Source organism: Arthrobacter sp. GMC3 (genome assembly GCF_002929305.1).
In the GTDB taxonomy this organism is placed as follows: domain Bacteria; phylum Actinomycetota; class Actinomycetes; order Actinomycetales; family Micrococcaceae; genus Specibacter.
On the sequence record NZ_PJIO01000009.1, the window covers coordinates 1 to 26648 of the forward strand.

The 26648-nt window shown below is 63.4% G+C and carries 23 protein-coding genes; 5 read left to right on the forward strand and 18 right to left on the reverse strand.

Annotation, left to right across the window (positions count from 1 at the left end):
* Nucleotides 1-558: 558 nt before the first annotated feature.
* From tyrS to CXQ94_RS14610, 3 genes are all read right to left on the reverse strand, one after another.
* Nucleotides 559-1869, reverse strand: a complete 1311-nt coding sequence (gene tyrS, locus CXQ94_RS14600) for a tyrosine--tRNA ligase (RefSeq protein WP_104091315.1) — start codon at nt 1867-1869, stop codon at nt 559-561.
* 92 nt (nt 1870-1961) lie between these two features.
* Nucleotides 1962-4202, reverse strand: coding sequence for a UvrD-helicase domain-containing protein (locus tag CXQ94_RS14605; protein ID WP_104091316.1), 2241 nt, complete (start codon nt 4200-4202; stop codon nt 1962-1964).
* 92 nt (nt 4203-4294) lie between these two features.
* The gene (locus tag CXQ94_RS14610; protein ID WP_104091515.1) at nt 4295-4819 is read right to left on the reverse strand and encodes an adenine phosphoribosyltransferase; all 525 of its coding nucleotides are present in this window, start codon (nt 4817-4819) and stop codon (nt 4295-4297) included.
* A gap of 127 nt (nt 4820-4946) precedes the next feature.
* Between CXQ94_RS14610 and CXQ94_RS14615 the strand changes: the two genes are divergently transcribed.
* Entirely contained in the window at nt 4947-5606 is a 660-nt protein-coding gene (locus CXQ94_RS14615; protein WP_181034235.1) for a GNAT family N-acetyltransferase, read from the forward strand.
* On the opposite strand, the gene CXQ94_RS14620 is transcribed toward CXQ94_RS14615, so the two are convergent.
* Nucleotides 5566-6210, reverse strand: coding sequence for a DNA-3-methyladenine glycosylase (locus CXQ94_RS14620; RefSeq protein ID WP_104091317.1), 645 nt, complete (start codon nt 6208-6210; stop codon nt 5566-5568). The two genes, CXQ94_RS14615 and CXQ94_RS14620, sit on opposite strands and share 41 nt — an antisense overlap.
* Nucleotides 6211-6276: 66 nt before the next feature.
* Between CXQ94_RS14620 and CXQ94_RS14625 the strand changes: the two genes are divergently transcribed.
* Nucleotides 6277-7152, forward strand: coding sequence for a DNA-3-methyladenine glycosylase (locus CXQ94_RS14625; protein WP_181034236.1), 876 nt, complete (start codon nt 6277-6279; stop codon nt 7150-7152).
* Here CXQ94_RS14625 and CXQ94_RS14630 read toward each other — a convergent pair.
* Nucleotides 7149-8513, reverse strand: a complete 1365-nt coding sequence (locus CXQ94_RS14630) for a diaminopimelate decarboxylase (protein ID WP_104091319.1) — start codon at nt 8511-8513, stop codon at nt 7149-7151. The two genes, CXQ94_RS14625 and CXQ94_RS14630, sit on opposite strands and share 4 nt — an antisense overlap.
* A gap of 194 nt (nt 8514-8707) precedes the next feature.
* Here CXQ94_RS14630 and CXQ94_RS14635 point away from each other — a divergent pair, with 194 nt between their 5' ends.
* Nucleotides 8708-9382 (forward strand): response regulator transcription factor, encoded by a 675-nt coding sequence (locus tag CXQ94_RS14635; protein ID WP_181034237.1) that lies wholly within the window; start codon nt 8708-8710, stop codon nt 9380-9382.
* A gap of 15 nt (nt 9383-9397) precedes the next feature.
* Here the strand turns inward: CXQ94_RS14635 and CXQ94_RS14640 are convergent, their stop codons facing one another.
* Nucleotides 9398-9892, reverse strand: coding sequence for a helix-turn-helix domain-containing protein (locus CXQ94_RS14640; RefSeq protein ID WP_104091321.1), 495 nt, complete (start codon nt 9890-9892; stop codon nt 9398-9400).
* 99 nt (nt 9893-9991) lie between these two features.
* Between CXQ94_RS14640 and CXQ94_RS14645 the strand changes: the two genes are divergently transcribed.
* Nucleotides 9992-10897, forward strand: a complete 906-nt coding sequence (locus tag CXQ94_RS14645; protein WP_104091322.1) for a DMT family transporter — start codon at nt 9992-9994, stop codon at nt 10895-10897.
* Entirely contained in the window at nt 10894-14253 is a 3360-nt protein-coding gene (locus tag CXQ94_RS14650) for a BTAD domain-containing putative transcriptional regulator (protein WP_104091323.1), read from the forward strand. The genes CXQ94_RS14645 and CXQ94_RS14650 overlap by 4 nt, the downstream gene beginning before the upstream one ends.
* On the opposite strand, the gene CXQ94_RS14655 is transcribed toward CXQ94_RS14650, so the two are convergent.
* From CXQ94_RS14655 to argC, 12 genes are all read right to left on the reverse strand, one after another.
* Complete coding sequence (locus CXQ94_RS14655) at nt 14250-15068, reverse strand: ABC transporter permease (RefSeq protein WP_104091324.1); 819 nt, start codon at nt 15066-15068, stop codon at nt 14250-14252. The genes CXQ94_RS14650 and CXQ94_RS14655 overlap by 4 nt on opposite strands.
* Entirely contained in the window at nt 15065-16066 is a 1002-nt protein-coding gene (locus CXQ94_RS14660) for an ATP-binding cassette domain-containing protein (RefSeq protein ID WP_104091325.1), read from the reverse strand. The genes CXQ94_RS14655 and CXQ94_RS14660 overlap by 4 nt, the downstream gene beginning before the upstream one ends.
* 85 nt (nt 16067-16151) lie before the next feature.
* Nucleotides 16152-16796: a hypothetical protein gene (locus CXQ94_RS14665; protein ID WP_104091326.1), complete on the reverse strand. Its 645-nt coding sequence runs from the start codon at nt 16794-16796 to the stop codon at nt 16152-16154.
* A gap of 82 nt (nt 16797-16878) precedes the next feature.
* Nucleotides 16879-17613, reverse strand: a complete 735-nt coding sequence (locus CXQ94_RS14670) for a maleylpyruvate isomerase family mycothiol-dependent enzyme (protein WP_104091327.1) — start codon at nt 17611-17613, stop codon at nt 16879-16881.
* Nucleotides 17614-17699: 86 nt separating this feature from the next.
* Nucleotides 17700-19163 (reverse strand): argininosuccinate lyase, encoded by a 1464-nt coding sequence (gene argH / locus CXQ94_RS14675; protein ID WP_219817065.1) that lies wholly within the window; start codon nt 19161-19163, stop codon nt 17700-17702.
* Nucleotides 19164-19174: 11 nt separating this feature from the next.
* On the reverse strand, nt 19175-20380 hold the full coding sequence (locus CXQ94_RS14680; RefSeq protein ID WP_104091329.1) for an argininosuccinate synthase: 1206 nt from the start codon (nt 20378-20380) through the stop codon (nt 19175-19177).
* Between the two features lie 126 nt (nt 20381-20506).
* Nucleotides 20507-21043: an arginine repressor gene (locus CXQ94_RS14685; protein ID WP_104091330.1), complete on the reverse strand. Its 537-nt coding sequence runs from the start codon at nt 21041-21043 to the stop codon at nt 20507-20509.
* 2 nt (nt 21044-21045) lie between these two features.
* Complete coding sequence (gene argF / locus CXQ94_RS14690; RefSeq protein WP_104091331.1) at nt 21046-22017, reverse strand: ornithine carbamoyltransferase; 972 nt, start codon at nt 22015-22017, stop codon at nt 21046-21048.
* A 2-nt stretch (nt 22018-22019) separates the two neighbouring features.
* Nucleotides 22020-23327, reverse strand: a complete 1308-nt coding sequence (locus tag CXQ94_RS14695; RefSeq protein WP_104091332.1) for an acetylornithine transaminase — start codon at nt 23325-23327, stop codon at nt 22020-22022.
* Nucleotides 23324-24223, reverse strand: a complete 900-nt coding sequence (gene argB / locus CXQ94_RS14700) for an acetylglutamate kinase (protein ID WP_104091517.1) — start codon at nt 24221-24223, stop codon at nt 23324-23326. The genes CXQ94_RS14695 and argB overlap by 4 nt, the downstream gene beginning before the upstream one ends.
* A gap of 102 nt (nt 24224-24325) precedes the next feature.
* Nucleotides 24326-25495, reverse strand: a complete 1170-nt coding sequence (gene argJ / locus CXQ94_RS14705; RefSeq protein WP_104091333.1) for a bifunctional glutamate N-acetyltransferase/amino-acid acetyltransferase ArgJ — start codon at nt 25493-25495, stop codon at nt 24326-24328.
* Nucleotides 25492-26538 (reverse strand): N-acetyl-gamma-glutamyl-phosphate reductase, encoded by a 1047-nt coding sequence (gene argC, locus CXQ94_RS14710; RefSeq protein WP_104091334.1) that lies wholly within the window; start codon nt 26536-26538, stop codon nt 25492-25494. Before argC ends, argJ begins: the two co-directional genes overlap by 4 nt.
* Nucleotides 26539-26648: the final 110 nt, after the last annotated feature.

Consider the following 26648-nt stretch of genomic DNA (forward strand, 5'->3'; position numbering starts at 1 on the left):
CAATCAAATAACCAATTCAATATAAATAAATTGGTATCAATAAAACTTGGCACACTATTGAGTTCTCAAACAACAACTGCAATTCGAGTAATTCCCAAGTACTTATTCCCTGGTTTTCGTCGCTGCAATATCTTTACTTTATCTTATTGGAATTCATTCTGTCCACTCCATATTGTGTATGGTTGGTCACTTCATGAATTCCACAAACCGGTATTTCTTTTTGTTTATCAACGACTTTAGAAGTCGTTGAATCCCATTCAGATTTTTTGGTTTGGTCTCCTGCAAGTTGGGAGTCCTGCTTCTTTCGAAGCGACTCAACCTTGTGCAAGCAACAGATAGAACAATACACAGATGCCCGCCCCGAATGCAAATCGGGGCGGGCATGAGGACCAGGCGGCGGCATCGGTGTTTCCGTAGGTGACGTAAAGGAGACACTAAGGCCGCCCCTCGGCCGTGTATCTGGGCCCACTGGCGCGAGGGGCCCCGGCCGAGCTTGCGAGGTTGGGGAGCGCTTGGGGAATAGTCGCCGCGGGAATGCCGGCTCCGACGCCACGGCTCTTAGCCGGCGAGCTCCACCATTGCCAGTGTCCTCTTGCCACGACGCACCAGTAAGTACTTGGCATGCAGCGCATCTGCGGAAGTCAGAACGGCGTCGGGGTCGGTGACCTTGACGTTGTTGACGTAGGCTCCGCCCTCCCCCACCGTGCGACGCGCTGCTGAGTTGCTTGCGGAAAGGCCGGAGGCAACCAGCAGTTCCACAATGCCCAGTCCATCGGCGGGTGCAGAAGCCCGGGGCAATTCACGCGTGGCCGATTCCAGTGTTGCCAGATCCAGTTCAGCCAGTTCGCCTTGGCCGAAGAGTGCTGCCGAGGCAGCGATGACCTTCATGGTGGCATCCACTCCGTGTACCAGCGAGGTGACCTGGAATGCCAGGGTGCGCTGGCCTTCTCGGGCCTGCGGCCGGCTGGCAACGGACTCGGCGATGGCGGCTATTTCTTCGCGGGAAAGAAAGGTGAACACTTTCAGTCGATCCACCACATCAGCATCGGTGGTGTTGAGCCAGAACTGGTACATGTCGAACGGGCTGCACATGGCCGCGTCGAGCCAGATGGCGTTGCCCTCGCTCTTGCCGAACTTGGTGCCGTCGGAGTTGGTGATCAGCGGCGTACCCAGTGCATGCACGGAGGCGCCCTCGACCTTGCGGATCAGTTCGGTACCGCTGGTGAGGTTGCCCCACTGGTCGGACCCGCCCTGCTGCAGCACGCAGCCGTACTGGCGGAACAGTTCCAGGTAGTCCATGCCCTGCAGGATCTGGTAACTGAATTCGGCGTAGCTGATGCCCTCGTCCGAGTTCAGCCGCGAGGCGACGATGTCCTTCTTGATCATGGTGCCGACCCGGTAGTACTTGCCGATGTCGCGCAGGAAGTCGATGGCGCTCATGGGCGCGGTCCAGTCGAGGTTGTTGACCATGCGGGCGGCGTTCACGCCATCAAAGGAAAGGAAGCGCTGAACCTGGCCCTGCAGGTAGCCAACCCACTCCGCAACCGTCTCTTTCGAGTTCATGGTGCGCTCCGCCGTCGGACGCGGATCCCCGACCAAACCGGTGGAGCCCCCTACCAGGCCCAGCGGTTTGTGGCCGGCGAGCTGCATACGGCGCATGGTCAGCAGCTGGACCAGGTTGCCAAGGTGCAAGCTGGGCGCCGTCGGGTCAAACCCGCAGTAATAGGTGATGGGTTCGCCGGCGAGCAGTTCCTCGAGGGCTGCCTCGTCGGTGGAGACCTGTACCAGGCCTCGCCACTTGAGCTCCTGCCAAACATTGGCGAAGCTGGGATCGTTCTCGGGGGCGCGGAGTTCAGTTTGCAAAGACACGCTTCAAAATTACCAGCACGACGCCGGTTCTTTACGATTTTGTGCGTTCGTTGCGGCCCGCTGTGGTCAATTCAGCGGGCCGCGGGCCCGAATTACTTTTCGATTCCTTCAGGCAATGGGGTCGAGGCGATGAGGCGAAGGCGCTGGGTGGGGCGCGTCATGGCCACGTAAAGATCGCCGACACGGCCACCTGCACCGGCCAGGAGTGCTGCTGGTTCAACGATGATGACGCCGTCGAATTCCAGGCCCTTGGCCTCGTGAGGATCGAGCACCACAATGTCCTGCTCCACCGATCCGGCCCCATGGCCCACCCGGTGACCATAGACAGCGCGTAAGGCCGCAGCCGTTTCTGCCACCATCGCCGGAGGGGCAATGACGGCCATCAGGCCACCGGAAACCGCGGCGGATTCCTCATCCATGACCGCCACCACCTGGGCCACCAAACCGTCGGGGCTCACGTGGTCAACAATCGGTTCCCATTCGCCGTCGCGCACTGCCTTGGGGGCAGAGACGATCTGGCCCGCGGCATTGGCCATACGAACAGCGGCCTCGGCGATTTGCGTGGGAGTACGGTAGTTCACCGTGAGTTCCTCCAGCGCCCAGCGGTCCCCCATGAAGGGTGTCAGGGCCTGGCGCCATGAGTTGGCGCCAGCTGCGGAACTCGTTTGGGCAATGTCGCCAACAATCGTGAATGATTTCACCGGGCACCGGCGTACCAACAGGCGCCACTGCATGGGCGAAAGTTCCTGCGCCTCATCAACCACCACGTGACCGTAGGCCCAGGTCCTATCGGTGAGTGCCTTCTCGGCGTTGGTCAGAGCTTCCTCTTCGACCACATTGAAGTCGGCCAATTGCTCGGCAGTCAGCATGCCGTCGACGCCGGAATCCTCCAACTGCTGGTTCATGTTGGAGATGGCTTTCTCGGCATTTGCGAGATCACGCTTGCGCTGGGCGTCGTTTGCGGCCTCGGCACGGCCACCTGTTTCATCAAGATCGCCCAAAAGTTCGGCGGCCTCATCAAGGAGCGGAACATCCGACTCGGTCCACGGCGAATTGGCCGGGCGCAGCAGCAGTGCCCGTTCTGCCTCGGTGAAGCCGGGGGTAACTGCACGCAGAATCTCCGGCTTGCTGAACATGTCCCGAACCAGCTTGTGGGCGCTGATGGGCATCCAGCACAGGTTCAGCATGATGCGCACGTCGCGGGAGCCTCGTACATCGTCGGCCAGGTAGGACCTGTCAGCCGTGTTCCCGGCCCCGGTGGACTCAATGTGTTCGCGCAGCTGATCCGTCAGTTCACCAAGCAGGATCTTGACGAAAGTCACGCGGGCCTCGTTGTGCGGCTTGCCGGTGGCACGCGCCCTGTCCCTGGCCCGGCGCACCTGGCGAGGTGTCAGGATCAAACGAGTGCCTTCGACGTCGAGCCTTTCATCCCCGCGCGGCAGGCGCTGGCGGTTGGCAACGGCGTTGGACATGACCTGGACCATGTCGATCCGGCCCTTGAGCTGGGCCACTTCGGCACTCTCAAAGGCCGTGGCGGTGACTCCGGGCAGCAGGTTGCCCATGCTGGACATCACCACGCCGGTCTCACCAAGGGAGGGAAGAACGCGTTCGATGTACTTCATGAAGGCATTGGAGGGACCCACCAGCAGCACGCCGGCCGACTCGAGCCGTTCGCGGTGCGTGTACAGGAGGTAGGCGGCACGGTGCAGTGCGACGGCGGTCTTGCCAGTGCCCGGGCCTCCCTGGACCACCAAGGCACCACTCAAGGGCGAGCGGATGATCCTGTCCTGCTCGGCCTGGATGGTGCCCACGATGTCATTCATCCGGCCCGTGCGCTTGGAGTTCAGGGCAGCCAGCAAGGCGCCCTCCCCCTGCAGGTGCTCGCCTTCGACCAGCATGCTGTGGTCCAGGACGTCGTCCTCAATGGACTTCACGGTGCGTCCCTGAAGGAGCAGATGCCGACGTCGGCGTACACCGAGCCGCTCGAAGGCGGTGGCCTGGTAGAACGTCCCGGCTTCCGGGGCCCGCCAGTCAACCATGAGCTGGCGCAGATCCTCGGTGGAGAGCCCGATGCGGCCAATGTAACGCTGCTCACCGGAGTCCAGATCCAGGCGGCCAAAGACCAGCCTGTCGTCAACAGCGTTCAGCTGCGCCAGGCGGTTCTCATACAGCGAGGCAAAGGCGTCGCGTTCGGATCGGTTCTGGTGCGTTCCCATGGATTTGGCGCGGCGAACTTCGGCCAGTTGCTGAACTTTTTCGGCACGGAGTTCATCCAGCCGGGCATACAGTCCATCGACGTAAGAACGTTCTTGTGCCAACTCGGCGTCATACATGCAAAGGCTCCTGTTACGAAAGGCGGACCGCAAAAGGCGGACCGTCTATTCTATACCTGTTGGGTGGGGCTGGGGTCCGGCGTGGCTGACGTCTAGACGCCAAGGAGGGATACAACCTCACGACCGGCGAGGTTGCTCCGGCCCGGCAGTGCCCCAATCTCCAGCACCACACCGATCCCGGCGACCACGGCTCCCGTGCGTTCCAACAATGCCGCGGCGGCACCAAGGGTACCCCCGGTGGCGAGGACGTCGTCGAGAATTAACACACGCGTGCCGGGAGGGACGTCTCCCTGGTGCAGTTCCAAAGTGGCCTCGCCGTATTCCAGCGCATAGCTTTCGGAGAAAACGGCGCGGGGCAGTTTCCCGGCCTTGCGAACGGTGATCACACCGGTGCCCGTGGCGTAGGCGGCGGCCGCTGCCAGCAGGAAGCCACGCGCCTCAACCCCTGCCACGGCGTCGAACTTTCCAGCGAACGGGGCCACCAGCGAATCCACCACCTGGCGAAGGGCCGGTCCGTCGGCAAAAACGGGGGTTAAATCTTTGAAAACAATTCCCTTCGACGGGTAGTCCTCAATGGTGGCGCACAAGCCCTCAACAACCGCGGAAACTGGCTGAATTTCGGCGTTTTTGGGAGCGTTCGAAAGGTTACTGGATGGGGTCTCAAAAGTCTCTTTCACCCCTCCACGCTACAGCGTCGCAAAAGAGGGCTTTTCGGATGCCCAAAAAGGTGCTTATATATTCTCCGTGCAACACAACATTTCACTCCCCGGACATGGTGTCCGGCTTGTGCCGTTACGGCGTCGTCACGCGGCAGATTTGTTCCCCTACATCGATGTAGACATGTGGGCCGGCATGGCCTCGGAACGCCCCACGTCCAAACGCGCCTTGGAGCGCCTGTTCGCCTCACGCATAGCGGATCCGGCCATTATCGCCTTCGCCGTTATCGACGAGGAGACCGGCACCGTGGCGGGAACAACCAGCCTGTACGACTACGTTCAAGATCAGTCACGGGTGGAACTTGGCATGACGTTTTTTGGCCGGGATTACTGGGGCCGCAACGTCAACGCCTCCTCAAAACTGGCTTTGCTCACCTTCGCCTTCGAGCAATTGCTGGTGCACCGGGTAACCCTTCGCTGTGACGTCCGCAACGTTCGCAGTGCCGCCGCTATCGTCAAGCTCGGGGCCACCCTGGATGGGGTGTTGCGCGGGTTCCGCCGGGGCCATGACGGGACACGGGTGGACACCAGCATCTATTCGATCCTGGAGCACGAATGGCCGCAGGTCCGCGCGGGCCTGGTGCACCGGCTCACCCCGGCGGACTTGCTACCCGAGGTGACCGAGCTCATTGAGCTGTCCGAGCAGCTTATGCGCGCCGACGTGGAGCACGCGCCACTCCCGGCTTGAATTTGGAGACTGTCGGATCCCCGTCAATCCAAAACCGCCACGGGTAGTGGGTGGTCCCGCCGGGTCCGCTGATGCCCACGCGCGGACCCGTCATGACCTGCCGGGCGGGGGCGGCCGGCAAGGTTACCGTGACCTCGCCTCCGAGCGCCGGAATTCCGTTGTGCTCGCGGCGCAAACCCATGGCCTTGGCGAGCCTGGCCGGGCCCTGCGCCAGCTCGTAATCGCGTTTGGCGGTGGGGCGGCGCAGACGCGCCAGCTCCAGGCCTTCCACGACCTCTCCGGCACGCATCAGGCATCCCGAGGACGTCCCCTCCGGTCGGCAGACGAGGTTCGCACAAAAGTGCATGCCGTAGGTGAAATAGACATATAGATGCCCGGGCGGTCCAAACATGACGGCGTTGCGGTTAGTCCTGCCCCGGTAGCTATGCGAACCAGGATCCGGGTCGGGGGAATCGGCAGGGCCAAGATAGGCCTCCACCTCGGTCAACCGGACGACGACGGGCCCTTGGGGACTCTCATGGCGCACCAAGGCGCCCAGCAGAAACGGTGCCGCCTCTGTGGCGGGGAGCGTCAGAAGTTCCAGGATGTCCAGTGGCCGGCCCATGGTTTTACGTTAGCAGTGAGGCTAGGAGGTCCCGGCGTGGTGGAGGCAGCGTGGGAGGATGTTTTCATGGCAATTGCGTTGACCTTCACTCCACCGTTTGAACCCGGCATCTTTGATTTTCTGGCTGTCCGCGCTGTGGCGTCAGTGGAAGAGGCATCGTCCTCCAGCTATGCCCGCACCCTTGCCCTTCACGGTGGCCATGCTTGGTTCCAGGTTCGATGGGACGGGGACGCTCTGCTGCTGGACTTCGAAGTGGAGGACGGGGCGGATGAGCCAGAATTGCTCGCCCGCGTCCGCCACCTGCTCAATTTGGATCACGACCCGGCCGCTGCGAACGTGGTGCTAGCCGGCAATGACCTGCTGGCGACCAGAGTTGCGGCATTGCCTGGCATCAGGCTCCCGGGTTGTGTCGACGCGCCCGAGATCCTGATCCGGGCCATGGTGGGCCAACAAATCACCGTGGCGGCCGCCCGCACAGCCCTGAACCAGTTGGTGGCACTGAGTACGCCCAGCCGTCTGCCCCACGGCACCATGACGCACCTTTTCCCGTCACCGGCCGAAATTGCCGCAGGCGGCGCCGACATCCTGCGCGGCCCCCGGCGCCGAATCGATTCGATAGTGGGCGTGTCAGGGTTACTGGCCACCTACGCCTTGAGGATCAGCGCCGGGGACACCCCGGAATCCCTGGCCGAAAAATTGCTGCCCATTGCCGGCATTGGACCGTGGACGGTGGGATACGTGTGCATGCGCGTGCTGGGCAGCCCCGATGTCTTCCTGCCCACTGATGCGGCAGTGCGCAACGGCTACGGGCTGTTGCGCGGCGATTCCCTGGCCGTGGCCCGGACCATCAAGGCCGCCGAGCTGGCCCGTATGGCCGAGCCGTTGCGGCCCTGGCGGTCCTATGCGACGCTTCACCTTTGGCGTGTCGCCGGGGAAGGCTAGAACTTTTGGCGCCCGGATACCGCACCGGCCCAGCGTTGGCGTTTGGCAGGATCCGCCAGCTCACTGCCGCTGGCGGTTAGCAAGTCCGCCATGGTTTGCTGTGCACGCAGAACGGTGAAGGATACGTCGCCGTCGTCCTCAAAAGTGGCCCCGTAAACGGGTGGTTCCTGAATCGAGTTGTAGGTGAATGGGGTGCTGGCGTAGTAGGCGCCCGTGTCCAACAAGGCGACGACGTCACCTGGTTCCAGAAGCGGCAGCGGCCGGTCTCTTGCCACCATGTCGCCGGCGAAACAGCACGGTCCGGCAATGTCTTGGCCCACGGGGTTCCCGGATTTCTCTTTGCCATCGGGACCGTGGGCAGTTACGCGCAGCGGCCAGGCATGCGGCATGAATACTGTACGGGTTGCCACATTGGCGCCGGCATGGGTGATGGCAATGTGCTGGCCACCGGACACTTTCGTGTATTCCACGTAGGCCGCCGTGAAGCCAAACTTCGCCAAAATGCTCCGCCCAAATTCGGTGACTAGGGCGAAGTCTCCATTGAGCAGCGCCGGAACCGTTTCGCGCAGATGGTCCACATACGCCGAAAAGTTGGAAAGCGCACTATCGCTTTGAAAGTCCACCGGAAGGCCGCCGCCGATGTCAATGGTAGTAACTTGCTGGCGGCCAATGTGGTTGTTGATCTCCTGCGCCAACGCCACGATTTTGGCAACCCCTGCGGCCATCAGCGGTAGCGGACAGCCCTGTGAGCCAACATGGGCGTGGAGGCGGTTCAGGCTGGGATTCCCGGCGTAGGCGGCTAGGAGCGCTTCACGGTTACCTGGATCTTCTAGCGCTACCCCGAATTTTGAATGGGATCCGGCTGTGCTCATCTCTGCAATGGCCCCCACCCCGATCTGGGGGTTGATCCGGAAACCCAGCGGTGAGGAGCTCGGAGACTGCTCTACTATGCGCTGTATGCGCTCAAATTCCTGGAAATTGTCGATATTCAGGGCGACGCCAAGTGCCAACGCCTTGCGCAGTTCGCGCACCGTCTTGGCCGGGGAGTCAAAAACGATGCTCTCCGGCTCGAAGCCCGCGGCCAACGCTTGGGCCAACTCGCCCTCGCTGGCCACCTCACATCCCAAGCCAAGGTCACGCAATCCGGCCAAGACCGGAACAATGGAGTTCGCCTTAGCGGCAAATGCATGCAAGACATTCACCGTCTCCGGGAAGGCACGCTTCAAGGTGCTGACATTTTCGGCTAGCGCGTCGACGTCAATGAACGCCGCGAGCGGGACGTTTTCCGGATCGAGTAACCCTCGGGCTATGGCCGCCTGCAAGATGGCTTCCCTGCGCGCCGCCGGATTTGAGCTAATCATGAGTCGTTTGTTCTCTACTTTCGGTGCCGTAACGGTGGTTCCTACCCCGTGCCTGAAACTCTAGGGAAATCCAGGCCAAAACGTATCCGCCCTCAGGGATGATCTTTCGGTCGGCCACGCGATTTACCGACCATTTTTCAGGCAATTCGTGGCATGATTCAAGAGCCGGAGCGATTGAAAAAGGGGACCTACCCGTGCGTGAGCCCACCATGGATTATCAGAGCCGGGAAACGAATGCCCTGACGGTAGGTGGGCAAGGCGGTGAAACGGCCACCACCATATTGCTGGTCGAGGACCACGCCATCATGCGGCTGGGCCTGCGAACCGTGTTGGGAGCCCAACCCGACATGCGGATCGTTGGGGAAGCGTCAACGGGGCCGCAGACGCTTGCGGCCGTTGCCGCCCACAACCCGGATCTGGTGATTATCCCCCTCCGGCTTGGCGGAGAATTGAGGGGCGTGGAACTGTGCCGAGAAATCAAGGGTGGTCTAAACGCGCCGCTGGTGATGATCTACACGTCGTACAACTCCCCCCAGGATTCATCGTCTGCATATCTTTCCGGCGCAGATAGTTTCCTGCATAAGGGGGAACGGGCCAGCCGCCTGCTGGACACCGTCCGTGCCACTGCAGCAGGCAAGAAGGTGTGGATTGTCGGCTCGGAGAACACCGCCCAGATTGAGTTTCTTGAAGGTCAAGTGGCAAACTCCAAAATCACGTCCCGCGAACGGGAAATCCTCGGATTCATGCTCCAGCGCTTTACAAATGCCGAAATTGCCAACGAACTCTTCATCGAGGTGCCCACGGTCAAGTCTCATGTGAGCAGCATTCTGGCGAAACTGGGTATTCGTAGCCGCCTGGATCTCTTCTAGTGCATGCCCGTCCCGTTACCGGCGGCCGACGGATCCCAGCTCGAGCAGGATTTCCGGGGACCGGGCCCTCCGCCATCCCGTGGTGTCAACCGTGAGTGGCTTGGCGCAGCCGACACACCAATCGGCGTGTTCAGCTTCCTCGCCGCACCGCATGCAGTAGATCCGCAGTGCCTGGCCCGCAACCGGCGGTGTGGTGTGCCTGCGTCCCCATAGTCCCAGGGCATGAAGAACAGGAAGCGTGTCGGCTCCTTTGTCAGTCATAACGTATTCCATCCGCTTCCGGGTGGTGCCAGCGTATGGCTCCTTGCTCAACAGGCCCTGCTCCACGAGCACCGACAAGCGTCTGCTGAGGACAGTGTCTGCAATCTCCAGCGCAGCCTTCAAGGTGTCAAAACGGCGATTGCCCGTGAACACCTCCCGGAGGATGAGCACAACCCAGGGATCCCCCAGCACATCAAGGCTGCGTGCAATGGGACATGCCTGCCCGGTCCATTCCGATCTCAACGCCATACGCTCTCCCGTTCCCGCCGCGGAGATTGCACCGCCGCGTTGCTTGAAGCCAATGTTACTATCTTCAGGATAGCTATATTTTTATCGGGAAGGCCCACCATGGCGGTTCGAAGCGGTACCCAGACATTGCCCACCCTGGCGGGACTTGCCGTGGTGGTCCTTTGGTCCAGTGCGTTCCCCGCCATCCGCGTTGCCTCACCGGAACTGGGTGTCATTGGGCTCTCCTTTGTCCGCCTGGTGGTAGCCGCGGCTGCCCTCCTGGCCATTGCGCCTTTCCTGAAGGTTCGCATCCCCGCAGCCCGTGACTTGCCCCTCATCCTCGCCTGCGCCTTTTTCGGCATGACAGCCTACCAACTGCTCCTGAACTGGGGTGAACTCTATGTCCCGGCAGGCACCGCCAGCATCATTGTGGCGTCGGCGCCGCTGGTGAGTGTCGCCATTGCCGCTTACTTCTTCAAGGAGCGCCCCTCCGGAATCAAGGTGGTAGGCAGCGCGGTGGCCATAGCCGGCGTGGTCCTTGTTTGCCTGGCACGGACCGGCCTGAGCATGTCCACGGCCGTCTGGATCATCATTGCCGCCACCGTTGTCCAGGGCATCTATCACCCCTTGACCAAGCCCCTGCTGCGAAAGTACACGGGTTTGGAGGTGGCCACCTACGGGATGGTTTTCGGAACGGTCATGACTTTGCCGTTCGTCCCCTTCGGCATGGACAGGCTATTCTCCGCCGACGGACCCGCCTGGCTTTCGGCCATCTACCTTGGCTTGTTTCCGTCGGCCCTGGGATTTGTCTTGTGGGGTTTCGCCGTGTCCCGGTTGAGTGTCACAGCGTCCACGTCGCTGCTCTACCTTGTCCCGCCAGTAGCCGTATTGATTTCCTTCCTCTGGCTGGGCGAGGTGCCGGTCGCCAGCGAATTGACAGGCGGTGCAGTGGTCATTCTTGGGGTAGTCCTTGTCAGCCAGGGTGAGCGAATCCGCAACCATCTGCGGGTAGCATCAATGAAGTGAATTCCGTTTCCGCACCCGAGCTCAAACTGCATCTTTTTGGCGGCGTCACGCTCGGATCCACGGCGTTGCCGGGTCCCCGTGCGAAGGCCCTGATTCTGGCTCTTGCCTTGTCCCACGGCCGGCCCGTGAGCGCGGCCTCCCTCATTGAGGACGTATGGGGCTCTGACGCCCCGGCCAGTGCAAGCACCGCGTTGCACACCATGGTTTCGCGGATCCGCACCAGCCAGTGGCACGGGCTGATCACCTCAACGGACACCGGGTATGCCTTGGGGATTGAACCTTTGTACATTGACTTTTGGGCCGCGGAATCCTTGCTTGCCGAGGCCCGGGCCAATCTGGCGGATCCCACGCAAGCGTTGGAACTTCTGGCAATGGCCAGGGACCTCACGGCCAGCGAAGCCGCTGCCGGGACGGCAAACTCACCGGTACTGGATGATTTCCGCCAGCGTACCGCCCGACAGCGAAACGTGCTGGCCCGGCTGGGCGCACAGGCACTCACCGCTGCCGGTGACCATGGCGCCGCGGCCGCGGCCCTGGGCGAACTGGCCGATGCGTCTCCACTCGATGAGCCTCTGCAACGGGAGTATCTGCTGGCCCTGAGCGCCAGCGGCCAGGCGAACAAGGCCTTATTGGCCTACGACCTGCTGCGGCGCAGGCTCCGCCGGAATCTTGGCACCGATCCCTCTCCCGAACTCGTGGCACTGCATGTCCGCCTCTTGAAAGAGACCTCCGACGCCGGAACCCCGCTATCTGTGGTCAGCGCCGCAGACGCTCGCGCACCCGAACAAGCAGGCGGTGCCCAGCCTGCCCGGCGGACTCAATCACCGCATTCCTTCGGCCTGCGTGCGGCCCCCAACCAGCTCTTGGGCCGCGAAGCGGACATTTCAGGCGTTGAGGAACTCATGGGTGCCGGGCGCCTGACCACCATTTTGGGCGTCGGTGGATTGGGCAAAACGCGTATGGCCCTGGAGTTGGCGAACAGGTCGGCCGCCCGTTCCATCGTCTCAGTCATGGTGGTGGAATTGGCCGGTATTCGCACCCCCGAGGACATGTGGCTGGCGCTGGCAGAAAGTGCCGGCATTCGGGAAGCCCGCACCATCCGAACGCTACAGGGAACCCCGCAGATTCATGACCTGCGCACACGTACCTTGCAGCGTCTGGCGGATTACCCGGCCTTGCTGGTCATGGATAATTGCGAACATTTGGTGGAGCAGGCTGCGGCCATCATCACTGAGATCCTTGGCAGCTGCGCCGTTGTTGACGTACTCACCACCAGCCGGGCGCCGCTCAACATTGCGGGCGAGCGGATCTATCAGCTTGCCCCACTGGCCACTGAAAGATCGACGACGGCCGCCCTGCCCGCCGCCGTCGCCCTCTTCCGCGACCGGGCTCTTGCCGCGCGCGGCAGCGTTCATCTGGACGACGCCGTGGTTGTCCGGCTGTGCCGACACCTTGACGGGCTGCCGCTAGCTCTTGAATTGGCCGCCGCCAAGGTTCGGCTGATGAGTGTTGAAGAAATTGAGAACCGGCTCGCCAGCCGTTTTGACCTCCTGGTGAACACGGACAGGTCTGCCCCGGAGCGGCACCGCACCCTGACGGCCGTGATCGAATGGAGCTGGAATCTTTTGGCCCCGGATGAACAGACGGTGATGCGGCGGCTGTCCCGGTTCCCCAGCGGTTTCTCCCTCGCCGCGGCGCGTGAGACCGCGGGCACCGTTGCAACCCTCGAGGGCCACATGTTGTCCGCGGCCGCAGTGGAAGCGGCCGTGGAGGCGCTCATCAACCAGTCGCTGGTCCTGGCCGAAGATGACCCCACCACCGGTTTTGTGCGGTTCCGCATGCTGGAAACGGTCCGTGAGTTCGCCGCGCTCCGGCTTGGCGACGCGGGCGAGGAAGCCGCCGTCGAACAAGCAATGACGGCCTGGGCGGTGGCGTTTTCACTCCGAGCCTTGGCAAGCAATGCCGGGCCCAGGCAGTTGGAAACGATTCGTTTGGTCACGGCCGAGCAAGAAAACCTGCTTCACGTACTGCGCACGGCCATGGGTGCCCCCAGCGACGCCCCTGACAGGGCTGGAAACGTATACGCCATCTTCGGTTCGCTGGCTAGCTACTGGTCCCAACGCGGCATGCACGGGGAGGTGTTCACCCTGGCCGAGCAGATCATGGCCGCCACGGCAGACTACGTGCCCGTTCCGCACACCGTTAACGCCGCCGTGTTCTCCCAGTCCGTTATTGGTGTGACCACCATGATTTTCAACCTGCGCAAAGGTGCCGCATCGCGGGCCCGCCTGCGCCGGATCCAGCGCGCCGGGCTCGTTCTTGAGCCGCGGATGGACGTGATGTTGCGTCTGATCCTGGCGGCCGGCAACGAACCGAAGACCATGGCGCTTTTGGCGCAATTGCGCCGGGACCCGAACGACGAGGTGGCGGCGCTTGCGATGCTCTTCAGCGGCCTGTGGGCGGAGAATACTGGCGATCCGCAGCTAGCTATCGGCTTCGCAGAAGGCTCGTACGTGCTGTCAAAGAAACTACAAGACACCTGGACTGCGGGCTCGGCCGCCGACAACGCCGCACAACTCCACAGCCAAAGCGGCCACCCAGAGGCGGCCCTGCTCTGGGCCCAACGCGCCATAGACCACCTCTCGATGGTGGGCGCCGATCCCGACGTGCGCACGGCCACCCTGACACTGGCGCTTAACCATGCAGCCCTGGGGCAGGCGGAACAGGCCCAGCAGGCCCTCGAGTCAGTCAAGACCATGCCGCCAGTGGGCGAATTCCAATCCGATCTACTGATGTTGGAGACGGCCGCAAGTGCGGAAACCGCCTTCGCAGCGGGAGATACCAACGACGGGCTTCGGCTGTACCGTTCACTTGGAAAGCCGACGCAAAGTCGACGCAATGAAGGTCCCATGGGCCTGATTGCGGCATCCGCTCAGATTTGTGCCGAATTGCAATTCAACCCGAAGGCGACAACGGATGCCGGGATTGTTCGGGCCGCCAAACGTCTACGCCAGGCCAGCATAGCCACCATCCGGATAGCGCCGACCGTGGTTGACCGGCCCGTCCAGGGCACCTGCGCACTTGCTGTTGGTGCGTGGCACACACGGTCGGCGGAACCGGGAACCCAGCGCGCCGCCGTCGGGCTCGAACTGCTGGTCATGGCAGAAATCCTGGCGAGCCGACAGGACGAAGCCGTGCTGCTCCGGCACCGGCACGAGGAGGCCGCCGTCGCACGGCATGGCGCGGAGGCCCTGGCAAACGCAAAAAGTTCGGTGGCCGGCTATGTCAAGGACAAGGCACAGGCCACCGAACTGTTGATGAAGCTGCTTACCGACCCGTCACTGCGGGGCCGCTAAGCCTTCCGCATGTAAGCCCGGACGGTCAGCGGGGCGAAGATGGCGACAATCACCACTGCCCCAACCACCGCCCACAGCGCCGCCATGCCGATCTGACCGGTATTGGCCAGATCACGGACCGCGGTCACCACATGGGAAACCGGGTTGACGTTGGCGAAGGCGCGCAGCCAGGACGGCAAGCTATCGGCCGGGACGAAAGCGTTGGACAGAAACGTCAGCGGGAACAAGATGATCATGCTCATGCCCTGCACGCTGGATGCGCTGCGGGCGATGACTCCGAAGAACGCCCAGATCCAGCTGACCGACCAGGCACAGAAGATGACCAGCAGGCCCGCCAGCACCACGGCACCGAACCCTCCGGCGGGGTGGTAGCCCATGACCCAGCCGGTGGCGAACGTCAAGGTGACGGCGATCGCGTAGCGCAAGGTATCCGTGAGCAGGGCTCCTGCCAGTGGGGCGATGCGGGCAATGGGCAGGGACTTGAAGCGATCAAATACGCCCTTGTCCATGTCCTCGCGCAGCTGCACACCCGTCACCATGGAGGTGGTGATGACCGTCTGGACCAGGATGCCGGGAATCATCAGCGGCAGGTACTGCTGGACATTGCCGGAGATGGCACCGCCAAAAATGTAAGCAAACATGAGTGTGAACAAGATGGGCTGGACGGTGACGTCGATCAGCTGTTCGGGTGTGCGCTTGATCTTCAGAAGTCCGCGCCAGGCCATGGTCAGGGTGTTTTCGAGGATTTGCCTGGGCCCCACATAGTTGCGCAGGGATCCGGTGTTGTTCAGGAGGGCTGGGGTCACTGTGCTCATCGCGCGGTCTCCAATTCAGGTGTCGGGGCGTCCGTGGTGGCGCCGGTGTCGTGCCCTGTCAGGGCCAGGAAAACCTCATCAAGGGTGGGCTGTTGGACGGAAATCTCGGCCACGGCAATGCCGTCGCCGCGCAAGGCCACGAGCAGGTCCGTCACCAACTCCGCATGTTGCATGGGTGCGCTGAGCCGGGCTGCCTCTGCGGAGACGGCGGATTCGACGCCGAGTGTGGTGCGGATGAGCTCGCGGGCGGCGGGGATGTCCGCTGCGTTGACGAGCCGCAGCTGGAGGGCTGCCGTACCGACGGATGATTTCAGTTCATCACTGGTGCCCTCGGCCACAACCCGGCCCTTGTCGATGACCGCCACACGGTCCGCCAACTGATCCGCCTCATCCAGGTACTGGGTGGTGAGTAGGACCGTTGATCCGCCAGCGACGAGTCGCCGGATGGTGTCCCACATCTGGCCACGGGTGCGCGGGTCAAGGCCGGTGGTGGGCTCATCCAGGAAGATCAGCGGGGGCTGAGCGATCAGGCTTGCAGCCAAATCGAGCCGGCGGCGCATGCCACCGGAAAAATTCTTCAACGGCCGCTTGGCCGCTTCTGTGAGGCCGAACTCTTCAAGGAGCTCCGCAGCCTTGCGCTTGGGCGCCGATCCCTTCAGGCCCAGTAGTTTCGAGAACAGCACCAGGTTTTCGGTGGCGCTGAGGTTCTCATCCACCGATGCGTACTGGCCCGTGACGCCAATGAGTTGACGGACGATCTGAGCTTCGGTGCGGACGTCGAACCCAAAGATTTTGGCCTCCCCTGCGTCGGGGCGCAGCAGCGTGGCCAGCATGGAGATGGTGGTGGTCTTGCCGGCGCCGTTGGGGCCCAGCACGCCGTAGACGGTGCCTGTCTTGACGGCGAGGTCCACGCCGTCGACGGCACGATTGTTGCCAAAGAGTTTGACCAAACCGTGGGCCTCAATGGCCAGCTCGGTGGGTCGGGATGTCGATACCATGATCGGTTCCTTCGTTGTGAAAGGTTGTGTTTGCTTCTTGGTATCCAGTTTTCTCCCCGCCGCTTACATGGGGCTTACGTGGGCCTTACATCCCGACCCCACGGAGGTCCTCACGGGAAACTCTGACTTCTTCCCATCCCGGTGCATCGTGAACCACAACATTGAGTTCAGGCTCCGGCAGCCCCGCTTCAACGAGCGCCAGGCGCATAAACGTCTCCGGTGGCGAGTCTGCCCCCGCGCGAATCAATTCCAGGGCAAGCCGGGCGGTGCGCAGGCCCCTGTGTCCGTGGTGCCGGGCAACCATCTGCACCAGCTCGTCGATGCTGGCGATCGCCTGGCGCGGGGAGGGAAAGTCGGGCCCGTGGCGGCACACGAGGAAATCCCCTCCCGCCACCAGATCCTGCAATGACAAGCAGGAAGCAATATCCAGCCACGTTCGGGCCGCACTGGTGAGCCGCACGCCGTCGAACTGGAGGGTCTCCCCGACGGCAAGTGCCAGCCTATGTCCCACCACATTGACCCGCCGGGGCGCGCCCACCGACGGCGGATTGGCCAGATGGATCCGCCAGTCGTTCCCCTCCACAGACGGCAGCGGAATCCTCCATAGCTGGGCGGCTGACAGGTGACTCAGGACGCTGAGCGGATTGGCCTCGGTGTAGGCCGCCAGGGCTGCGGCGCCTTGCAACGGCACCCCGGCCGGGATCAGTATGCCGCGCGAGATCCGGATCAAATCACGGGCACGTGTCCGCCCCGGCGAGACACCCGCGTCTGTGGAAGCTCGGGTGGTGAAGGACCTCCCCGTTCGGCGGGGGCTACTTGGCGCTAAAGGCGGACGGCCACGGCAACAGCGTGGGAAGTGCCACGGAGTCGGCGGCGGCTTCGGCGCGCAGGCTGCCCATGGTGGGTGTGCGCCCGGCCAGCCAGGCGGCGATGTCGGTGAGCATGCCGGAGACCGACACGGCGTTGTCCCCGTCACCAACTGTCAGGGGCGGGAGCGCCAGTGGCAGCAGCTTCAAGCGAGTGTCGGCAGGAACCCGTACCGCAAGGAAGTCAATGAGATAGAGGCAGAACTCCTTCGACCAGGTCTCCGGGCCGCGTCCCACCTGCAAGTCGGCAAGGTGGATCACCAGTTCGCGCCAATAGGCCAGTGCGCCGTCCATGACCACGCCGTCACGGTAGCTGATGGGTAGCTGCCACTGATCCGGGGTCAAGGAGCCAAGGACCGTCAAGGCGCGGGTGAAAGCGGCCGCAATGTCGGCCCGGTGCTCGTCCGCCGAATGCCCGGCCGCCATTTCGATGGCCTGCGTTCGTCCGCCTTGTCCGCCGTCGTAGAACTCAATCAACTCGCCGCGCAGGGCGTACTCAGCCTGGCGGGCGACGGCGTTGGAAACATGGGTGACATGGGCCAGCAGGTGGCCTCTGGTCCAGCCGGGCAGTTCGGTGCCAGCGCGGACGTCGTCGTCACTCAGGGAGCCGATCTTGGCGGCAAAGGTGTCCGCTGCGCGTTCGAGACGGTCGGTGAGCTCTGCCGGAGAAATGGAAGTCATGCACCCAGCTTAACTGTCATGGGGCACAAAAATGCCCACATCCGTACATGGATGCGGGCATTTTTGTAGTGAAAGAACGACGCCGGTCAGGCCAGGAAGCTGCGAACCTCGCCAAGCTGCGCCTCAAGGGCTGCCAGCTGGAGCAGCACCGCCGAAGGCGCGGTACCGCCCTGAGCGTTGCGGCTGTTCAGGGAGCCCTGAGTGCTGAGCACGGTACGGACCTCCGGGGTGAGGTGTGCGGAAATACCCGCGTATTCCTCGTCCGTCAGGTCCCACAGCTCAACGCCACGGCCCTCGGCTACCTTGACGGCGGCACCGGAGAGTTCGTGGGCGTCGCGGAACGGCACACCTTGACGGACCAGCCATTCGGCAATGTCTGTGGCCAAGGCGAAGCCCTGCGGCGCCAGCGACTCCATGCGTTCGGTGTTGAACACCAGTGTGGCCATCATGCCCGAAACCGCCGGGAGCAAGAGTTCCAGAGTGTCGGCCGCGTCAAAGACGGGCTCCTTGTCCTCTTGCAGGTCCCGGTTGTACGCCAAGGGCAGGCCCTTGAGCGTGGCCAGCAGCCCGGTCAGATCGCCGATGAGGCGTCCGGCCTTGCCGCGGGCCAGCTCGGCCACATCGGGATTCTTCTTCTGCGGCATGATCGAGGAACCCGTGGAATATGAATCGTGCAGCGTCACGAAGGAGAATTCCTTGGTGGCCCACAGGATGACTTCCTCGGAGATCCGGGACAAGTCCACGCCGATCATGGCGCAAACCCACGCGAACTCGGCGAAGACATCGCGAGAGGCGGTGCCGTCGATCGAGTTCCATGCGGCGGAGTCGAAGCCCAAATCGGCGGCGACGGCGTTTGGGTCAAGACCCAGCGAGGATCCCGCCAGGGCGCCGGAACCGTACGGCGACACCGCGGCGCGCTTGTCCCAGTCCACGAGGCGCTGCACATCGCGCAGCAAAGCCCAGGCGTGGGCCAGCAGGTGATGGCTCAGCAGGATGGGCTGCGCGTGCTGGAGGTGTGTCCGGCCCGGCATGGCAACACCGTGGTGTGCCTTGGCCTGCGCCACAAGTGCGTCGACGACGGAGAGCACTCCCCCGGCGATAATCCGCGCATGGTCGCGCAGGTACATGCGGCCCAGGGTGGCGATCTGGTCGTTGCGTGAACGGCCGGCACGGAGCTTGCCGCCCAAAGCCGTTCCGGCGCGTTCGATCAGGCCACGTTCCAGGGAACCGTGCACATCCTCGTCGGAGTCGGCCGGGCCATAGGCGCCGGACTTCACATCGACTTCCAGCTCTTCCAGTGCCTTGAGCATGCCGGCCAGCTCGTCAGTATCGAGCAAACCAGCGGTGTTCAGAACACGGGCATGAGCCTTGGACCCGGCAATGTCATACAGTGCCAGGCGCCAGTCAAAGTGTGTTGACTTGCTCAGTGCCGCCAGGGCATCTGCGGGGCCGCCCTGAAAACGGCCACCCCACAGGGCGCCCTCGTTCGTCCCCGAGCGCACCCCAACCTCGCTCCGCTCGGCCGGGGCCCCCTGCGCCCGTTGGCCCATATGAGTCATGGTTAGAGACCCTGAACGCGCTGGTCGCGGCGTGAGGCAACCTTGGAGGACATGCCCCACAGCTCGATGAAGCCCTTGGCCTGCGACTGGTCGAACGTGTCGCCGGTGTCATAGGTGGCCAGATCGAAGTCATACAAGGAAGTATCCGAGCGGCGGCCGTTCACAATTGCCTGGCCACCGTGCATGGTCATGCGGATGTCACCGGAGACGTACTTCTGGGTGTCTTCGATGAAGGCGTCCAAGGAGCGCTTGAGCGGGGAGAACCACTGGCCGTCGTAGACCAGCTCGGCCCAGCGCTGGCTCACGGTGGCCTTGAAGCGGGCCTGCTCGCGCTCGATGGTGATGTCTTCGAGGTGCTTGTGTGCGGTGATCAAGGCCATGGCACCGGGTGCCTCGTAGATCTCGCGGCTCTTGATGCCCACCAGGCGGTCTTCGACGACGTCGATCCGGCCTACGCCCTGCGCGCCGGCGCGGCGGTTCAGTTCTTGGATGGCCTGCAACGGGGAGACCTTGACGCCGTCGATCGCAACGGGGACGCCCTGGTGGAAGGAGATGATGACTTCATCGGGTGCCGGCGGGAATTCCGGGGTGGCCGTGTAGTCGTAGATGTCCTTGGTGGGTGCGTTCCAGATGTCTTCGAGGTAGCCGGTTTCCACGGCGCGGCCCCAGACGTTCTGGTCGATGGAGTACGGGTTCTTCTTGGTGGTTTCGATCGGCAGGCCCTTGGCCTCGGCGAACGCAATGGCCTTGTCACGGGTCAGGGCCAGGTCGCGGACAGGTGCGATGCACTTCAGGTCCGGGCCCAGGGTCTGGATGCCGACCTCAAAGCGAACCTGGTCGTTGCCCTTGCCGGTGCAGCCGTGGGAAACGGTGGTGGCGCCGAACTCGCGGGCGGCCTTGACCAAGTGCTTGACGATCACCGGGCGTGAGATGGCGGAGACGAGCGGGTAGTGGCCCTGGTACAGGGCGTTGGCCTTCAGGGTGGGCATGGCGTATTCGTTGGCGAACTCGTCACGGGCATCTGCCACATAGGCTTCGACGGCGCCGCAGGCAAGGGCGCGCTGGCGGATGTCCTCGAGTGACTCACCACCCTGTCCAACATCAACTGCGACGGCGATTACCTCGGCACCGGTGGCTTCACCGATCCAGCCGATGGCAACGGAGGTGTCCAGGCCACCGGAGTAGGCCAATACAATGCGTTCAGTCACGTTCTTGTCTCCCTAGTTTCTTGCCTCTTGGCAGAGTGCATTTCATTCGTTACTTCAAAGCATAGTGCATGATTATGCAGACTTGCTAAAAGATATTCAATGTTCCGGTGCTGGGACCGTGGGCCCCTAACTGCCCGCACTAGACTCGGCCGCGAATTGCAGGAATCGCTCCGCAACGTCGGTGCCACCCTGCGGATCGCGAGTAATGACCATGACGGTGTCGTCACCGGCGATGGTGCCCAGAATGGACGGCATCACCGAATGATCGATGGCCAGGGCCAGGAAGTTCGCCGCGCCGGGAGGGGTCCGCAGCACCGCAATATTTGCCGAGGCCTCGGCCGTCACCAAAAGTTCCCCGCACAGGCGGATCAGGCGCGTATCCAACAATTCCTGCGACGACGCCGAGTGCACACTGCGGTCGCCGCCTTCACGCGGCAGCGCATAGATCAGCGCCCCGTCGGAGCCCCTGACGCGCACGGCCCGCAACTCCACGAGGTCCCTTGAAAGAGTTGCCTGGCCCACCACCAAGCCGTCGTCTGCCAGCAGATTGGCGAGTTCGGCTTGGGACCGCACCGCCCGGCTGGTCAGCAGGGCCTGAATGCGGGCCTGCCGGGCAATCTTGGTTGCTGGCATGGCCGCCGCGGGGGACGTTGGCTTGGACATGGTCAGTTTCCGGCCGAATTCTTGGCAGCATCGTCAGCGGCGGAGCGCTCCACGAGCCACACCATGAGCGCCTTCTGGGCGTGCAAGCGGTTCTCGGCCTCATCCCAGACCACTGACTGCGGCCCGTCAATGACGGAGGCGGCAATCTCGTAGCCCCGGTAGGCGGGCAGGCAGTGGAGCACGACGGCGGCCGGGTCGGCTTTGGCGAGAGCGGCGTCGTCGAGCGCGTAATTCTTGAACAGTTCCAGACGCTGCGCCTTTTCCTCTTCTTGCCCCATGGACACCCAGGTGTCGGTAACCAGGACGTCCGCGCCCAGCACGGCCGCCTGGGCGTCGGTGGTGATGAGCACGGAGCCGCCTGTGAGGGCAGCCCTGTCCTCGGCGGCGACTACCACTGACTCGGCGGGCAGGTAGCCCTCAGGTCCTGTAATGCGCACGTGCATACCGGCAGTGACACCGGCAAGCAGGTACGAGTTGGCCATGTTGTTGGCACTGTCCCCCATGTAGGTCATGGTCAGACCGGCCAGTTCACCCTTGTGCTCCTTGATGGTGAGTAGGTCCGCGAGCAGCTGGCACGGGTGGTAGTCGTCGGAAAGCGCATTGATGACGGGAACCTTGGAATTGGCGGCCATCTCCTCAAGGCCGGCCTGGCTGTAGGTCCGCCACACGATGGTGGAGACCATGCGCTCGAGGACCTTGGCAGTGTCGGTCACGGTTTCCTTGTGCCCGATCTGTGCCTCGCCCGGGTTGATGATCAACGCGTTCCCGCCCAAGTCGGCAATCCCTGTTGCGAAGGAAACGCGCGTCCTGGTGGAGGTTTTGTCGAAGATGACCGCCACCGTCTTGCGCCCTGCGCCGTCACCGGCAAAGGTGCTTTTCGAGTACGGCGCCTTCTTCAGCTCGGATGCCAGGGCAAGCACTTCGGCCTGCTCTGCGGGACTGAGGTCGGTGTCAACGAGGAAATGCCGGGTCATGGTCAGGCTCCTTCGGAGGTGTGGGCCGCAACGGCCGTTTGGATGAGGGCCGGCAGTGCGGCCAGGAAAGACTGAGCCTGCGCCACGGTCAAGTTCAGCGGCGGGGCGAGGCGGATGGTGGCGGGGCGTGGGGCGTTGATGATGAAACCGGCGTCCAGGGCGGCATTCACCACACCCGCTGCCACCGGCTGCGCCAAGTCAAAGCCGATCAGCAGGCCATAGGCGCGAACATCCGTCACGCCGTCGACCTTTGCCAAACCGTCAGCCAACAGCTGCCCGATACCGCGCACATTGGCCAGCACATCCTGAGTTTCCAGGACGTGCAAGGTGGCCAGTGCGGCGGCGGTCGCCACGGGATTGCCGCCAAAGGTGGTGCCGTGCTGCCCCGCGGACAGCAGCCGGGAGGGATCCTCACCGAAAGTGATGATGGCACCGATGGGGAACCCGCCACCAAGGCCCTTGGCCAGGGTCATGGCATCGGGTGTCACACCGGCGGCAATACCGGCAAACCAATCGCCGGTGCGGCCCACTCCGGTCTGAACTTCGTCCAGAATTAGGAGCGCACCGGCGGCTGTGGTGAGTTCGCGGGCGGCTTTCAAGTACTCGGCGGAGAGCGGACGAACCCCGGCCTCGCCCTGAATGGGTTCGATGATGAGCGCTGCAACGGTCTCATCCATGGCCTCGCGCAGTGCGTCAATGTCGTTGAAGGCAATGTGGCGCACGCCGGCGGGCATGGGTTCGAACGGTTCGCGGTACGCCTGCTTGGCGGTCATGGCCAAGGCGCCCATGGTACGGCCGTGAAAGGCACCTTCCAGAGCCAGAATGGTGGTTCGGGCGGGCCCATCCGCGGGACTGGCGGCCTTACCGTGGGCGCGCGCAAGCTTGAACGCGGCCTCATTGGCCTCGGTGCCAGAGTTGGCAAAGAACACCTTGGAGCCGGCCGGGGCGTCACTGAGCACCAACAGCTTTTCCGCCAAGGCGATCTGGGTGGGGCTGGTGAAGAAGTTGGACACATGGCCCAGGGTGGAGAGCTGGCTGGCGATGACCGAGGTGACGAACGGGTGGGCATGGCCCAGGGCGTTAACGGCGATCCCCCCGAGCAGGTCAAGGTATTCCTTGCCGTCGGCGTCCCAGACCAGGGCACCGGCGCCGCGAACCAAGACGCGCTGCGGGCTGCCAAAGACGCCCATCAGGGAGTCGCTGTAGCGGGCCAACCATTGGGCGCTGGTGCCCGTGCCGGTGACGGCTGCCGCGTTGGCCTGGGCCAGGTTGGTGGTTGCTTCCGGGTTCTGCGGGCTGTCGGTGCTCATTGCGCGTCCTCGTCATCGGGAAAAATTTGGGTGCCGTTGCCGGCGGTGGTCATCAGTTCCAGCAGGACTGAGTGGGCGCTGCGCCCGTCGACGACGGCGGCGCGGGCCACCCCGCCGTCGACCGCGGCCAGGCAGGCGCCCATCTTGGGGATCATGCCGGATTCAAGCTCCGGCAGCATGGCTCGCAATTGGTTGGCGCTCAGTTCAGACAAGAGTGAGGATTTGTCAGGCCAGTTGGCGTAGAGGCCTTCGACGTCGGTCAGGATGACAAGGCGTGAGGCGTCCAAGGCGATGGCCAGGGCTGCGGCGGCGGTGTCGGCGTTGACATTCAGGACGGTGGACGCGTCCCCGACTTCCGGTGCCACGGTGGAGATGACGGGGATCCGTCCGGCCTCCAGCAGGTCCAAAATGGCTCCCGGGTTGACCCCCACCACTTCCCCAACAAGGCCCAGATCGACGGGTAAGCCGTCGACGACGGTGCCTGTCCGCTCGGCCTGCAGCAGCGCACCGTCCTCACCGGAGAGTCCCACCGCGTAGGCACCGTGCTCGTTGATCAGGCCCACCAGTTCCCTACCAACCTGGCCTGTCAGCACCATGCGAACCACGTCCATGGCCTCGGGCGTGGTGACGCGCAGGCCACCCTTGAACTCGCTCTGGATACCCAGGCGTTTGAGCATCGAGTTGATCTGCGGGCCGCCGCCATGAACCACCACGGGCCTGATGCCCACGTGATGCATAAACACGATGTCCTCGGCGAAGGCACGTCGGAGCTCGTCATTGATCATGGCGTTGCCGCCATACTTGACCACCACCACAGTGTTGGCGAACTGCTGAATCCACGGCAGGGCCTCAATGAGTGTCCCGGCCTTGTCCTGTGCGGTTTCCACCGAAGTCATCATGCTCTTCTTCCTAGTTCGTTGTCGTGTGCCGGACCCGGCCGTCGGTCGGGAAGCGACTGAGGGAATGCCGATTCGCGGCCGCGTCCACGGGAGCCGCGCTTACGAGGAGTAGGCGCTGTTTTCTTCGACGTACGCGTGCGTGAGGTCGTTGGTCCAGATAGTTGCGGCCGATTCACCGGCGCGCAGGTCGATCTCGACGGTGACTTCGCGTCCGCTCAGGTCAACGAGATCTCGGGAATCGCCGATCCCGCCCTTGCGGCAGATCTGGATGCCGTTGATGCTGACGTTGATCTCGTTGGGGTCAAAGACGGCGTCGGTGGTGCCCACGGCGGAGAGGACGCGGCCCCAGTTGGGGTCGTTGCCGAAGATGGCGCACTTGAACAAGTTGGACCGGGCCACGGAGCGGGAGACGATCTCGGCGTCCCGCTCGCTGTCGGCGTTGACCGTGGTGATGGCGATGTCGTGGTTGGCGCCTTCGGCGTCGGCGATCAGGGCCCGGGCCAGGGTGGCACACACTTCGGTCAGACCGGCGGTGAATTCGTCCATGTCCGGGAAGACCGTGGACGCGCCGGAGCCCAGCAGCAACACGGTGTCGTTGGTTGACATGCAGCCGTCAGAGTCGGCCCGGTTGAAGGTGACGCGGACGGCGTCGCGCAGTGCCGCATCCAACCCCTCGGCTTCCACCACGGCGTCGGTGGTGATAACCACCAGCATGGTGGCCAGGCCCGGTGCCAGCATGCCGGCACCCTTGGCCATGCCACCGATCGTGTAGCTGGCACCGTCGGCGTCGGGTGCCGATGTCCAGGAGGCCTGCTTGGACACGGTGTCGGTGGTCATGATCGCGGTGGCCGCGGCAGCTCCGCCGTCGGCCGTGAGTACGGCCGCGGCAGCCTCCACTCCGGGCAGGATCTTGTCCATGGGCAGCTGCTCACCAATGAGCCCCGTGGAGCAGACGGCAACGTCGCCGGCAGAGATGCCAAGCACGTCGGCCACTTTTTCGGCCGTGGTGTGCGTGTTTTGGAAGCCTTCTGGCCCGGTGCAGGCGTTGGCGCCGCCGGAATTGAGAACGACGGCGTCAACCCGGCCGTCGGTGAGCACCTGCCGTGACCAGTGCACGGGTGCCGCGGCAACCCGGTTCGTGGTGAACACGGCTGCGGCGTTGTGGTGGGGGCCGTCATTGACCACCAAGGCGAAGTCGGGATTGCCGGATTTTTTCAGGCCAGCGGTGACTCCGGCGGCGCGGAATCCTTGGGCAGATGTCACGCTCATGGTGCTACTCCTTGGAAGGACAGGCCGGCGTCTTCCGCCAGGCCGAGGGCAATGTTCATTGATTGCACTGCGCCGCCGGCGGTCCCTTTGGTGAGGTTGTCGATGACACAGCACACAACCACCCGGTTCACGTTGGCGTCGTAGGCGATCTGGAGGGCGGCGTAGTTGGACCCCTGCACCGACTTGGTGGTGGGCCACTGGCCTTCGGGCAGAACGTGCACAAACTGCTCGTTGGCGTAGGCGTCAGCCCAGATTTCCCGCAACGCCGCTTCAGGATCGGCCAGTGCGGCAATTTGTGGTGCCACCTTGGCCGTTGCGGTGGTGAGGATGCCGCGGCTCATAGGGGCCAGGGTTGGCGTGAAGGAAACCCGTACGTCCAGGCCGGAGGCGTTGGAGAGGCCCTGCTGAATTTCGGGGGTGTGGCGATGCCCGCCGCCCACGCCGTAAGGGTTCATGGATCCGATGACTTCGGAGCCAATCAAATTGACCTTGGCGGCCTTGCCCGCCCCGGAGGTGCCGGATGCGGCGACGATCACGACGTCGTCGGGCAGGAGGGCGCCTGCGCTGAAGCCCGGCAGGAGTGCCAGCAAGGAACTTGTCGGGTAGCAGCCGGGAACGGCGATCCGCTTGGCGCCCCTCAGTTGGGCGCGGGCACCTGGCAGCTCAGGCAACCCGTAGGGCCAGGTGCCGGCGTGCGGGGAGCCGTAGAACTTTTCCCACGCAGCGGAGTCTTCCAGGCGATGGTCCGCACCGGCGTCGATCACCAAGGTGTCGGGGGGAAGCTGCGCGGCGATGGCGGCGGAGGCACCGTGCGGCAGGGCCAGGAACACCACATCGTGCCTGGCAAGGTTTTCCACCGTGGTGTCCACCAGGATGCGGTCGGCCAGGGCGTGCAGATGCGGGGCCAGCGACCCCAGCCGGGCCCCTGCGTTGCTGTGGGCGGTGATGGCGCCGATGCTTACATTCGGGTGGCTGGCCAGAAGGCGCAGCACCTCTCCCCCGGCGTATCCGCTGGCGCCGGAGACGGCTACAGAAATTGTCATAAAATGACTATACAGCAGAAGTATGCATTGTTGCCGATATTTATTCAACCAATGCTGGGCACGTTCATGACGACCTCCTATGATGGTGGCAGGGGCGGTTGATTCTTCCC

Excerpts from the sequence above, each read along its gene's own strand:
- CXQ94_RS14620 (WP_104091317.1), bottom strand. The coding sequence starts at position 6,210 with ATGGGCCGGCCACTGGACATCCTGGAACTTCTGACGCTCCCCGCCACA.
- CXQ94_RS14660 (WP_104091325.1), bottom strand. The coding sequence starts at position 16,066 with ATGGTATCGACATCCCGACCCACCGAGCTGGCCATTGAGGCCCACGGT.
- argH (WP_219817065.1), bottom strand. The coding sequence starts at position 19,163 with ATGGGCCAACGGGCGCAGGGGGCCCCGGCCGAGCGGAGCGAGGTTGGG.
- CXQ94_RS14645 (WP_104091322.1), top strand. The coding sequence starts at position 9,992 with ATGGCGGTTCGAAGCGGTACCCAGACATTGCCCACCCTGGCGGGACTT.
- CXQ94_RS14695 (WP_104091332.1), bottom strand. The coding sequence starts at position 23,327 with ATGAGCACCGACAGCCCGCAGAACCCGGAAGCAACCACCAACCTGGCC.
- argB (WP_104091517.1), bottom strand. The coding sequence starts at position 24,223 with ATGACTTCGGTGGAAACCGCACAGGACAAGGCCGGGACACTCATTGAG.
- argF (WP_104091331.1), bottom strand. The coding sequence starts at position 22,017 with ATGACCCGGCATTTCCTCGTTGACACCGACCTCAGTCCCGCAGAGCAG.
- CXQ94_RS14670 (WP_104091327.1), bottom strand. The coding sequence starts at position 17,613 with ATGACTTCCATTTCTCCGGCAGAGCTCACCGACCGTCTCGAACGCGCA.
- CXQ94_RS14605 (WP_104091316.1), bottom strand. The coding sequence starts at position 4,202 with ATGTATGACGCCGAGTTGGCACAAGAACGTTCTTACGTCGATGGACTG.
- argC (WP_104091334.1), bottom strand. The coding sequence starts at position 26,538 with ATGACAATTTCTGTAGCCGTCTCCGGCGCCAGCGGATACGCCGGGGGA.
- CXQ94_RS14640 (WP_104091321.1), bottom strand. The coding sequence starts at position 9,892 with ATGGCGTTGAGATCGGAATGGACCGGGCAGGCATGTCCCATTGCACGC.
- argJ (WP_104091333.1), bottom strand. The coding sequence starts at position 25,495 with ATGAGCGTGACATCTGCCCAAGGATTCCGCGCCGCCGGAGTCACCGCT.
- CXQ94_RS14655 (WP_104091324.1), bottom strand. The coding sequence starts at position 15,068 with ATGAGCACAGTGACCCCAGCCCTCCTGAACAACACCGGATCCCTGCGC.
- CXQ94_RS14685 (WP_104091330.1), bottom strand. The coding sequence starts at position 21,043 with ATGTCCAAGCCAACGTCCCCCGCGGCGGCCATGCCAGCAACCAAGATT.
- CXQ94_RS14630 (WP_104091319.1), bottom strand. The coding sequence starts at position 8,513 with ATGATTAGCTCAAATCCGGCGGCGCGCAGGGAAGCCATCTTGCAGGCG.
- CXQ94_RS14625 (WP_181034236.1), top strand. The coding sequence starts at position 6,277 with ATGGCAATTGCGTTGACCTTCACTCCACCGTTTGAACCCGGCATCTTT.